This is a genomic window from Sulfolobales archaeon (assembly GCA_038897115.1).
Lineage (GTDB): Archaea > Thermoproteota > Thermoprotei_A > Sulfolobales > AG1 > AG1.
Genome location: JAWAXC010000069.1, coordinates 1 through 11,978, shown reverse-complemented (window position 1 = coordinate 11,978; position 11,978 = coordinate 1). Strand labels below are relative to the sequence as shown.

Annotated in this window: 12 protein-coding genes; 2 read left to right on the top strand and 10 right to left on the bottom strand. The window is 43.3% G+C overall.

What is annotated here, in order from left to right; translation table 11 throughout:
- The 7 genes from QXE01_08960 to QXE01_08930 form a co-directional block, all read right to left on the bottom strand.
- The coding region (locus QXE01_08960) for a hypothetical protein (protein ID MEM4971366.1) at nucleotides 1–774 on the bottom strand (774 nt) is incomplete at its 3' end.
- A complete protein-coding gene (locus tag QXE01_08955; protein MEM4971365.1) occupies nucleotides 758–1,498 on the bottom strand; it encodes a phosphoribosyltransferase family protein in 741 nt (246 codons plus the stop codon). The genes QXE01_08960 and QXE01_08955, both read right to left, overlap by 17 nt.
- On the bottom strand, nucleotides 1,485–2,207 hold the full coding sequence (locus tag QXE01_08950; GenBank protein MEM4971364.1) for a hypothetical protein: 723 nt from the start codon (nucleotides 2,205–2,207) through the stop codon (nucleotides 1,485–1,487). The genes QXE01_08955 and QXE01_08950 overlap by 14 nt, the downstream gene beginning before the upstream one ends.
- A gap of 42 nt (nucleotides 2,208–2,249) precedes the next feature.
- Complete coding sequence (locus tag QXE01_08945; GenBank protein ID MEM4971363.1) at nucleotides 2,250–3,731, bottom strand: CoA-acylating methylmalonate-semialdehyde dehydrogenase; 1,482 nt, start codon at nucleotides 3,729–3,731, stop codon at nucleotides 2,250–2,252.
- 269 nt (nucleotides 3,732–4,000) lie between these two features.
- Complete coding sequence (locus QXE01_08940) at nucleotides 4,001–5,446, bottom strand: glycoside hydrolase family 57 protein (protein MEM4971362.1); 1,446 nt, start codon at nucleotides 5,444–5,446, stop codon at nucleotides 4,001–4,003.
- A gap of 43 nt (nucleotides 5,447–5,489) precedes the next feature.
- Complete coding sequence (locus QXE01_08935; GenBank protein ID MEM4971361.1) at nucleotides 5,490–6,611, bottom strand: hypothetical protein; 1,122 nt, start codon at nucleotides 6,609–6,611, stop codon at nucleotides 5,490–5,492.
- A gap of 66 nt (nucleotides 6,612–6,677) precedes the next feature.
- Nucleotides 6,678–6,815 carry a hypothetical protein gene (locus QXE01_08930; GenBank protein MEM4971360.1) on the bottom strand — a complete coding sequence of 46 codons (138 nt, stop codon included), beginning with the start codon at nucleotides 6,813–6,815 and terminating at the stop codon, nucleotides 6,678–6,680.
- A 363-nt stretch (nucleotides 6,816–7,178) separates the two neighbouring features.
- Here QXE01_08930 and QXE01_08925 point away from each other — a divergent pair, with 363 nt between their 5' ends.
- Together QXE01_08925 and QXE01_08920 are read left to right on the top strand one after the other, a co-directional pair.
- On the top strand, nucleotides 7,179–8,147 hold the full coding sequence (locus tag QXE01_08925) for an ABC transporter permease (GenBank protein ID MEM4971359.1): 969 nt from the start codon (nucleotides 7,179–7,181) through the stop codon (nucleotides 8,145–8,147).
- The gene (locus QXE01_08920) at nucleotides 8,144–9,121 is read left to right on the top strand and encodes an ABC transporter permease (GenBank protein MEM4971358.1); all 978 of its coding nucleotides are present in this window, start codon (nucleotides 8,144–8,146) and stop codon (nucleotides 9,119–9,121) included. Before QXE01_08925 ends, QXE01_08920 begins: the two co-directional genes overlap by 4 nt.
- Before the next feature lie 100 nt (nucleotides 9,122–9,221).
- Here QXE01_08920 and QXE01_08915 read toward each other — a convergent pair whose 3' ends face one another.
- The 3 genes from QXE01_08915 to QXE01_08905 form a co-directional block, all read right to left on the bottom strand.
- Nucleotides 9,222–10,133, bottom strand: coding sequence for a carbohydrate kinase family protein (locus tag QXE01_08915; protein ID MEM4971357.1), 912 nt, complete (start codon nucleotides 10,131–10,133; stop codon nucleotides 9,222–9,224).
- Entirely contained in the window at nucleotides 10,117–10,830 is a 714-nt protein-coding gene (locus QXE01_08910) for a phosphoribosylanthranilate isomerase (protein MEM4971356.1), read from the bottom strand. Before QXE01_08910 ends, QXE01_08915 begins: the two co-directional genes overlap by 17 nt.
- 241 nt (nucleotides 10,831–11,071) lie before the next feature.
- Nucleotides 11,072–11,978: ribonucleoside-diphosphate reductase, adenosylcobalamin-dependent (locus QXE01_08905; GenBank protein ID MEM4971355.1), on the bottom strand; the 907-nt coding region annotated here is incomplete at its 5' end.

Sequence of the window (11,978 nt, the reverse complement as noted above, 5' to 3'; positions counted from 1 at the left end):
AGATCCTTGGGAGCCTGGTATTGGGATTCTCAAGCCACTCCTATCCCTTGTCCAGAAGCCATATTCTGTAGTCACTAGATCTGATGCCTCAATAAAGATCCCTTCAAGACATGATCTATAGATCCCTATATCACATGATCCACAGAGGCCTAGGGCGCATTTTATAGGCCTCTCAACACATATATAGCCCTTAACACCCTTGCTAACCAGCATCTCAGCTAGCTTTCTCCCTATATTCTCTTTAACACATATTATTACTAGATCCGATTTCTCGATAGATCTGGGGAATGTTGTTAAAAGCCCTTCCACATTATATATAATCTCTAGATCTGCTTCATCCCTACGAAAAACATTTATATATGGAATGCCAATACCATCATCTATAAGCAAAACTTTTCCAATCTTCTCTCTATATTTCTCGAAATAGAATCTAAGATATGAAACCCCGTGTGAGGAGCCTACTAGTAGAACATTTGCCCCAGTATCTGGAAGAGGCCTTCCCAAAGGGCCTCTGACACCTAGGAGATCACCGGGAGATATACTATGTAGAGCCTTGGTAGCTTCTCCTCTAGGGGGGCTCACCAGGATCTCAACGCTATCTCCGTGTGAGGAGGCTATTGCAAACGGGATCTCGTCGATACCTGGTATCCATAGCATTAGGAAGCTGCCTGGATACGCCTCTCTAGCTAATCTCTCGCTCTGGATCTCTATAGATCTATATACACCCTCACTATAGATCTTCTTAACCCTTGCAGGCTCAGGCCTGCCTCTCACCTAACACCCCCTCTACATATCTATAGATCTTTTCCGCTGTATCTCCCCCTATGAGGCCCTCAGCTAATAATATATCTATAATTTCTCTAATACCTATAACTCTATATAGCCTTAAACCTCTTTTACTGATCTCCTCAAAACCCCCCTCCTCCCTATCCACTAGGACAGCCACACCCAGAATATCTATTGATAAGCCTCTTCTCCTAGACTCCTCCTCTAGGATCTCTACCGCCTCTATCTTCGTCTCTCCTGTTGTAATCACATCATCCACTATTAGGATCCTATCGTTACTTTCTATAATACCATCAACAAGCCTTGAAACCCCATGGGCCTTTCCTCTGAGCCCCCCCAACATGCCTTTAAGATGTTCTAGGCATTCAAGGCCTGAGGTCTCAGCCTTTCTAATTATATCTCTATAGATCGAGGGTTCCTTCCTAATATATATACCGGGTAAGCCCCCTAATACTGAGATAGCTGATACAAGTACAACGCCTGTCATTGGTATGCCACATAGTTTTGTGGGTTTAGGAGATATATTGCTGATCATGTTAAGCATAAGACTTGCCGATGTCTTTAGGAGATCTGGCTTAGAAACTAAAACCCTTAGATCTATGTAGTAGGGGCTCACACGACCAGATCTAAGTCTATAGCTGCCAAAAGATATAGCTCCAGATCTATATAGCTCTATAGAGAATCTTCTAATAAGATCCCTATTTACCTCCATAACCTTTCAACCTCCTAGCCATAGTCTCTAGTATATCTACAGATAGATCTTTTCTCAGAATAGCTCTTCCAACTATTAAATGTACATTTCTATATAGAGGGATCATCTCGCTTGATATTCTATCCCAATCACTATACACCCTAGCCCCAGGGAGTAGAAATACGGGATCTCTAGCCTTTCTAGCTATGATCTCTGCGTATTTAAGAGCTTTATCAACCTTATTACCTGGAAGCACGAAATGCTCTATTCCAAGCTCTAAGGCTGTTAAGTAGATCCTCTCCGGCGCGTCATCACATATATAGCCTCCCTCGGATCTTAGATATTCCTCATGGGTCATCTCACCACCTATAATAGGTATCACCCCCTCACCCCTCAAAGCATCGATCCATGCAGCCATAGTCTTGGGCCCGGCATGTGGAAAGCCTATTGCAGCATCTACACCAGCCTCCCTAAGAACCCTAGCAAATCCTCTCCCTATGTGGGGGGTGTCGTTCATCGCCTTCTGATGATCATATATAATAGGCTTATCAGAAACACTCCTTATAACTTTAACAACTGCTCTTAGCCCGTGGGAGATAGAGGCTTCAAGCCCTATTTTATAGCCCGTCACATCTCTGAATCTTGATGTGATCTCCACGACCCTTCTAATAAGATCTATATCGCTTGTATCAAGGGCAACTACGATTCCAACGCCCTTTAAGAGCCCCAATGCCTTCTCTTTATAACGTTTGAGAGTTAAAAAGAAAAATCTCTACGGTCTTGCGATAATTACCTTCTTATCTGTGAAGAAGTCTATCGTATCGATCTGTGGGTGTAATACGCCATAGAAGGATCTCTTCCTGCCTGCGAATGGGAAGAACGCTATTGGAGCCGGGATCCCTATGTTAACCCCTATATTGCCGGCTTCCACAGAGGATATGAACTTCCTTGCAGCCTCAATGCTTCTTGTGAAGATAGCTGCTGCATTACCATACTCGCTCTTATTAATCATCTCTATAGCCTCATCTAGACTCTCAGCCTTTATCACACTAGCAACCGGGCCAAAGATCTCTTCCCTAGCTATAACCATATCAGGCGTAACCCCCTCGAATATCGTTGGCCCTAGGAAATAGCCTTTGGGATATTCTGGAACCCTAGCACCTCTACCATCTAGGATTAGCTTAGCACCTTCCTCAATACCCCTTTCAATATAGCTTATAACCCTCTCCCTAGCCTTGTTAGTAACAAGAGGCCCCATATCAACGCTCTCATCCAGCCCATATCCAAGCTTGAGCTTCGATGCATTCTCTACAAATGCCTTAAGCCCCTTGTTATATATCTCACCTACTAGAACTAGGTTTGACCCTGCTAGACATCTCTGCCCCGCATTTCCGAAAAACGAGCTTATTATGGATTGGATATATCTATCAAGATCCGCATCCGGCATCACAACAACAAAGTTCTTCGCCCCTCCTCCATTAAGGCTTCTCTTCCCATATTCCCCTGCAAGCCTATAGATCCTCTCAGCTGTCTGGCTACTCCCAACAGATGCAACACCCACCACCTTTTTATTCTTAATAAGCTCCTCCACAACACTTCCGTCTCCATGTACAACATTTAACACCCCCTTTGGAAGACCTGCCTCTCTATGTAGAAGTTCTATTATATAGTGAAACGGTGCCGGGGTTATCTCGCTTGGCTTAACCACAACGGTGTTTCCAGTAACTATTGCATATGGTATAAACCAGAATGGTATCATTGTGGGAAAGTTAAAAGGTGTTACAATAACAAATACCCCGAGGGGCTCTCTAACCATATATTCATCTATACCCTCTGCTATGTTCTGCATATACTCTCCCTTAGCCAGCGTATATGCTGCCGATATCGCTGCCTCAACATTGTCTATAGTCCTCCTCATATCCCCCCTAGCCTCGTGTATAGTTTTCCCATGATTCTGTGTTATGATCCTTGCGATATCCTCTAAATGTCTCTCAAGTATATCTTTGATCTTATATAGATACTGGATCCTCTTAGTTATAGGTACTTCCCTCCACTTATTAAAAGCCTCATAGGCAGCATCAACAGCCTCAGAGATCTCATCCCTAGTTGATATAGGAACCTCTCCAATCACCTCATCAAGAGCCGGGTTATAGATCTTGAGGAATTTAGCAGACGCTGAAGATCTAAACTCGCCATAGATATAGTTAGGTAATGTTCCATAGCTTTTCCTAACTTCAGGCAGTATTCTCGACATATGCTAACCCTCAAAGATACATAAGAGTTAACCAAGTTTTATATGTGAAATCGATCCGGTTAAACACTAACTTGATTACGGCTTCCTCAATCTTTCAGAATGCTATAAACCATCAGCCTTGAACAGGCTTTTTAGTCTTATTAACCAATGAGTACTAAGCCTTCACCCCCGAGAACGTCTTAGCATAATCATAGACATGGAGAGTAATGTGGTAATAAGTCTACCGGAGCTCGGCTTTCAATGTAAGCCAGACAAAAGCTCAAGCAGTATCAAGGATGGGCTTTGATGCTGCATTTCTCATTTATCTCCTTAAGGTCGCCTTCTATCAGCAATACATTCTTAAGCCATGCATCTATGTCTCTTCTAGCAATATGATGTTCAGTGATATCTCGAGGCAGGGTTTCTAGGGCGTTTAGAAGCTCACCATAGCTACATGCTTTAACGCCAATGTAGAGCCCTTTTTGATTTCTGAAGTAGAAGCAGTATTTATCCTGTGCTCTAAATTTTTTCAGAAACTCACATATATCTCTCCTAGCTCTCTCAGCTATATATTTAGCAAGCATATCTAATGCTCTTAAATATGTTATCTGAGCCCTATAGGGGCTTCCATATGGGTTGAAATAGCTGTGAACCTCACCTGCAGGGCCTGTTTTAGTTGCCTGATAATAAAAATGATCTGACATCGAGAATAATCTCCATAGCCTGAGAACATCTCCTCCAAGCGCCTTTGCATAGCTATAGAGGTTTTTAAGCGTTTCAAGAGCTATCCTCTGAATCTCATTGCCGATCCATGCTGATAGATCCCTCTCATCTGCCCAGCTTATTGTATTCCATGGCGGCACATCATATATGCCTCTAGCCCTATTCATCGTAGCAGCCTCTGTAACTGTTGAGAACCTAAGCCTAGGCCTTCTCGAGATCTCCCTTGGAAGCCACTCCAAAAACTCATAAATCCCTGTTTCTGGCCAGTGATGCTCTCCAAAGGTCTCGTAGTCCATCGCTACAAAGACTACATCCCCGGGAGAGGCTTCAAGCCATGATGCATATTTATCAGCTGTAAGGGGATACTGATCCCATGTTCTGAGGCTAAATCTAAATCCTATATCATCGCTTAACCTATAGTTTCTAAGCAATAGTCTAACACCGCAGAGGGGGTTTTCATATACATAGTTATACCCGGAGAAACCCTGTATCCATTCAACACCCTCTGTAACTACTACCTTAAATCCCATAGAGGCTAGGGTGCAGCCAACATCATTGTTATATATGAACTCGCTGTTCTCAGCAGATGTAGGCTTATATCCTATCAGCTCGTCTAAGATCTTCACATGCTCCCAAACCTGCTCTATAAACTCCCCTCTATCTATAAGCCATGCTAGTGAGTGATAATATGTCTGTGCTGTAAACTCTACCCTCTCCGTCTCAGCCATCCTCCTCATAAGCTCTATAGCCTCAGGCGCCCATCTCCTCATAAGCTCTAATGCTATGCCTGAAACGCTAATTGTGAATTTAAATCCTGGATTCTCCTGTAAGCTCTTATAGAGGATCTTTGATGCCTTTATATACACCCTCTCAGCAACCCTTTTAAACACATATTCATTTAAACCCCATTCGAAAAGCGCCTTAGGATCCTTTATCTCTAGGCCTGGGGGAATATCTATTAGAGGAGCTATCCTTAGGGGCTGGTGGATCTCGAAGAAAAGAACTATATCCATTCATCACATCCCCGAAAATCCCTCTGAAACATATTAATTAGGATTAACCCAGTTTATCGAGGGCCTCGACCCATAGCCTCATTCTATATATCTGGGCTTCGAGGAACTTTCTATGGAGCTCCTCCCTAAATTCACCGAGTCTCTTGGCTATATAATCTGCTAGCTCTATATAGCTATCTGCATAGTTCTTGCTATCTATCTCCGCCTGATCCACTATTTTCCATAACGTCTCATTTATTATCATACCCTCGAGCTCTGCCCTTAGATCCTTCCAAACAGATCTAGGTCTTTTAACATGTCTCGCAGCTGGAGAACCGATGCACATTAGATCACCTATCCTATCAGCGATCTTCTTTAAAAAGATCCCAGACCATATATCGTCAAACCTATCTATCCCCATATACCTCATATAAAGCTGGTAGAAGGCTGGGATAATCTTTCTCGAAAATGATGTATTCATAGAACATACCGCGAAGTAGTTGCCCCTCGCAGGGATAACCCTTTTCTCAGTTATGGAGATAGAACTCACCCTAGCCCTCCCATCGAGGCCTCCCAGGTAGAGTATTGTTAGGGCATCCAGATCTGGATGCCCTGTCCAAAGCCCCATATTCAATACACACTCGCCATCTACATCTCCAAATCTATAGCTTCTAATCCTCGTCGATGGATCATATGGGTGTCCCCTCGGAAAGAGATCGATTCTTGGGTCTAGGACTAGGAAATCTATTGTGTTAATCCATTTTCCAGGAGATTCAACGTATTTCCCATTTGCGGATCTCAAATTCGATATGTGATCCTTAACAAGGCTAAACCCATTTTCCGGGTAGACATCATCATCAAGCTCTAACACATAATCCACACCAGCTTCATAGGCTAGGAGGAAGCCGTAGCTCGTCTCAGCATGGGATCTCTCTGGTATTAGAGATAGGTATTTCTCATAAGAGGAACCATATCTACTCCTGAAGAAATTCTCCCTCTCCCTAGGCCCGTGGAATTCTACATCAAGATCTCTTAGGAGCTCCCTAGATTTGCTTCGAACCAGCTCATCTCCTTCATCAACAACAATTATCTTTTCAACTTCTTCTAGATCTCCTCTTACATAGAAGCTCCATATGTTTTCTAGAATATATATCGATGCTGTAACGATCCACACTCTACTAGGCATCAGGGCCCACCTTATTACAACAATTATTTTTATCATAATAAATTCTGACCTCCTCCCCTTTCAATTCTATAGTAGATCACCCTGATCTCTCGCATGGTTTAGCCCTGGGCCGGGTCTCCGGCTAATTACCCCTATCCCCTCTCGGGGACTCGGGGATATGGATGCCAGCCCCCATCTATGATCATCCGGGGGCCTGGTTGCCATGCTTAACCGCATCATCATCTAACCTAGTGCTAACATCAAAGCTTATAAGCATTACACCATCCCCGCCCTAAAGGACGAGGCTTTCAGTTGTAAAATAAGCAATAGCTTATGAAAGTTACAGCTGGAAATCTGCCTCTTTGGAGTGGGGAGGAGATTAGATGAGTTATCCATCATCGTTGATAACAGTTGTGCTACTATAGTGTGGGAACATATATGTCTATAATGGTTATAGTGTTTAAAAGCCTCTTATTCAGTTAAAGTCTGGGGTCTTATATCATAAAGGGAGATAGAGTTGTAACGGCTCTTCTATCACGTCTAAGGCCTGTGTTTGAAAGCGCCTTATCACTTGTAATAGGTTTAGCTGTGGGCGCTCTTCTAATAACAATATATAGATATGATCCTGTGCTTGGATATAGAAGCCTGTTCATAGGTGCTTTTGGGAATTTCTATGGGTTTGCAGAGACTCTTTCATATGCTATGCCTCTAGCCTTTACAGGTCTAACATTCTCTATAGGGGTTAGGGCTGGGCTCTTCAATATTGGGAGTGAGGGGCAGGTCTATATAGGAGCTATTGCAGCTGTTGCAATTGGGATCCTACCCCTAGGAGTTCTACACCCCATGCTTTTAATAGCCTTTTCAGGGCTTGCAGGAGCTCTATGGTCTCTAATCCCATCTCTTCTCAAGATCTTTAGAGGTGTTCACGAAGTCATATCCACTATAATGCTTAACTGGATATCATATTATATAACAATCTATATATCATCAAATATACTTGTAGATCCTAGTAGGCCTGAGAAGACACTCTCGATTCTTGAGAGTGCAAGGCTACCCACAATAGTTCCTGGCACAACGCTTACTAGCGGAATATATGTTTCGCTAGTGATAGCGGTAATATTCTATCTAATTCTATCTAGAACTGTGATTGGATATGAGATCGCCCTGGTTGGTGCTGGTGTCGATGTTGCTAGATATGCCGGTGTAAATATAAATAAAATAATCATATATAGCTTTTTATTGGGAGGACTGGCATCTGGAATAGCTGGAGGGCTTCTCATCGCCGCTAAGCCCCCTACATATGCGTTATATGGGAATCTAGGGAATGTCTCGGGATACGGATTTGAGGGTATAGGGGTTGCCCTTATAGGTAGGAATAATCCCTTGGGAATCATTGCTGCATCAATACTATATGGGGGTATAAAAAACGGTGGGAGATATATGGAGTATCAGGCTGGCATAGATTCTGATCTTGTTAGGGCTCTAAACGGCTTATTTGTAATAGCACTATCTATGCCCGAGCTACTCAGGATCATTAGGAGGGTTGTTAGGAGATGAGGCGTGAATCGTTATTCAGGTATTTATTATATATAGCATCTATAGCGGTTTTCCTCGCAATTCTATATATAGCCGGTATAAGCCCTCTAACACTTATCCAAGCAGCCTTACTAGCTATGACACCCCTAGCCCTCGCTGCAGCTGGTGAATCGATTAATGAGAGGGCTGGAATGGTTAATATAGGTATTGAAGGTATATTTGCGATATCCGCTGTAGCAGGTGTATATATGGCGGAGTCGCTAAACAACGGCTTTCTAGGACTGCTATTTGGGGGTGTTATAGGTAGCTTTATAGGGCTCTTCATAGCTTTGTTAAGTATATATGGAAAGGCTGATCAGGTTATACTTGGGATGGGGCTAAATATCACTGCGCTAGGGCTTCTCCCCTTTCTCCTCAGAGCTATATGGGGTTTTCCAGGCCTTCATCTACCCCCTAAGGAGGTGCTTCTCCCCAGGATCGATATATATGGCTTCCAAATATCCTATATAACTATATTAGCAATAGCGATTCCCCTGGGTCTTCATATAATTCTACATAGAACATATCTAGGCCTCTGGATAAAGGCTGCTGGAGAATCACCAGAAGCTCTTGATGCAGCTGGTCATAGCGTTAACGCTGTGAGGATCACCACATCAGCTATAGGAGGCTTCCTGGCAGGATTGGGAGGAGCCTTCATGCCCTTAGACTTCTTCGGAGGTCTTACAAAAGAGTTTACAGCTGGAAGGGGTTTTATAGCACTTGCATGTGTTATATCATCTAACTTAGAACCAATAGGATCTCTAGGATTTGCACTGGTATTTGGTATTGCAGACGCTCTCGCCCCAGTCATAGCTGTAACTCCCGGGGTTAAAGAGGTTGTTCCCTACCAGTTCATACTAGCCCTACCATATATAGTCACATTAACAGCTGTAGCAATAGCTATAAAGGGTAGGAGAATGCCAAGAGCCCTTGGAATACCATATAGCAGGGAGTAGCAGATTCAGAATCTCTTCGAGTAGCTAATCCTAGCTATTAGCTGTCACATCTGCTGGATAGAGGCTTCGGAGCTTTTAAGGAGTTATATAGCAGTGGGCTTTAAGATGATAGTGCTTTCGGCTGTAATAACCCTAGCCTTCTGAGGATCTTATGGAGGGGGCCTTCTCCCACTACATGCTCTGAGGCGTTCTTGCATGCCTTTTCTAAGGCTTCTTGGTAGGTAGATCCCCTATATATCGAGTCTATGAATGAGGCATTGAATACATCTCCAGCCCCCTTGAGAATTACTGGCTTGACTTTCCCAGGGGTGCATGATATTTTTTCATGTGTTTTTCGATATAGTGTAGCGCCTTTTGAGCCCTTCTTAACGATTACAGCATCAACACCTATACTGAGGATCTTCTCAACGGATTTTTCAATACTGCCGGTTATTGACCGGATCTCATATATATTCCCTAAAACTATATCTGCTGTTCTTAACACTTTACTTAGACTTTCCCACCTAATTTCGGAGACCCTTGGAAATAGATCTATCGAGACTACTGAGCTTCCTTTAATTAAACTTAGCTTCTCCGCAAATCTATCTATAGGCAATAACTCTAATAAATATCCAGCGATATGTATTATACTGGCTGAAGCTATGTCAAAGAATTTTGAGACCTCCTCTATCTTGGGCCCCTTAGATGTATATGCTCTCCGATAACCCTTAGCTGTGATTATGTTCATAACCAAACATCCACCTCCCTTTCCTCTAACGCTTATCAATTCTATACCACTATCTCTTAGCATAGCCCTCAAGATCTTATCCACATGGTCTTTCGAGGAAGGATATGCTAGTGCGATCAACGCTGACTTATCTATAGCCCTCAAAGCCAGTGCAGTGTTCCCTGCCGAGCCTGCCGGTGTTATTGTATAGTCTTTGATCTCAACCTGCTTAACCCTTCTCCCAGGCCATATATCTATATCAAGGCATAGATCTCCAACAACTAAAAAATCATACCTCCTCCTCATCTAGCTCATCCCAAGCCCTTCTAGCAGCTTCTATAAAGGCCTTTACCTTTAACAGATCTTTTCTACCACCGCTACCCTTTATATCGAGCGATGTTGCCGCATCCACACCAAATGGTTTTACAATTTTTATTGCTTGAGAAACGTTATCAGGGTTAAGCCCTCCAGCAAGGATCACAGGCTTAGAAGATGCTTTTATGATCTCACGGCTAATGCTCCAATCATGCGTCTTGCCAGTTCCCCCAATGAAGCCCCTCAGGAGAGGTGTTGGAGGCTCCCCATATGTATCGAGCATTATATAGTCACTATATCTGCTATAGAATGTTGCTGCATCTAGCTCCCCTCCAATACCTACTGGGATAACCCTTATAACCTTAAGACCATGGCTCTTTAGAATTTCATATATCTCCACATGCTTTAGCCTCGGGAGATACTCTTCGTAACTCGCGATCTGCACTATATCAGCTTCAACACTTAAAGCAATATCGAGGATCTCCGCTATGTTATGACTTATTGGGAGGACAACACATTTAGAGATGCCCCTCACAGATCTACAGATATTCCTACCCAAACTCAGATCAACTGTATATGGGATCGAAGACCTTGCTACCATGATACCAACATGATCAGCTCCCAATTCCGAGACCGCCCGTGCATCTTCAACAGAAACCATGGAGTAGATCTGTATTATCCCCCTCATACATCCCAAAAATCATACACATAAATACCACTATATATAGACCTCGATATTTCCCCTTCCTCGAGAATAAATTACCCATATAGTTAAGCCCACGTCCTGCGATTCTACTAGGGTAGCCGTACTTTTAATGGAAATTTATATTAATGACAATGAATAACGTAAAGCCGAAATAACGTGGACAACATATTAATAAAGATTCGTTTATATATAGCATTTTATAATATGTTATTGGCTTTGTGTTTTAGAGCTCACATGTTCTACATGATGGATCTATATAGCCTTCTACAGTGAATTTCGGCATCCTCAGGCTCCTAGAACCTAGTGTAGACCGGATCTGGTGTTTCTGCTCCTGCATGCTAGCCTGGGTTTGGTGCTGCTCCTGCTTCTCCTCTTTTCTAAGTCTCTCCGCACTCTTTAGGCCGAAGTATATTACCTGTCTGCTCTTAGATTTATCTCTATACACAGTTATACCTTTGATCCCGAGTTTCCATGCAAGCCTATATACTAGATCAACGTCCTCTTCGCTAGCCTCTGAAGCCATGTTTATGGTCTTCGAGGCGCCGGCATCGATCCACTGCTGCCATGATGCCTGGTGTAGAACATGGTATATAGGGCTAATATCGTGGGCTGTTCTGAAGAGCTCTCTAAGGGTTCTTGGCATGAATGGGTTATGCGCTATCGAACCAGTCTCTGCCACTGCCTCGACAACCTCTGGCGTGTCGAGCTCGTACCTCCTTAGATAGTCTAGGAAGACCCTGTCGAGCTCTATAAATGTTCCAACTGCAACGGATCTCACAAATGCTAGGGCGAATATAGGCTCTATGGAGCTTGATGTCCCGGCTATAATCGATATAGTACCTGTTGGGGCTATCGAGAGAACCTGGGCGTTTCTAACACCATGTTCTAGGAGCTCCTCCTCAAGAGACCTTGGGTCTACCTCAAGCTCCTTTATAAGCCTCATAACCCTTTCAGAGGGCTTATCAGCGATGCCAGCTATCTTGAGTATCTCCTCAACACTCATTGAGAACTCCCACGCAGGTCTATAGAGCTTTGGTATGAATGTTGGGAAGGCCCCCTTCTCCTTCGCAAGATCTATGGATGCCTTCAATGCATGGTAATATATGAACCTAGCTAGATACCATGCTAGA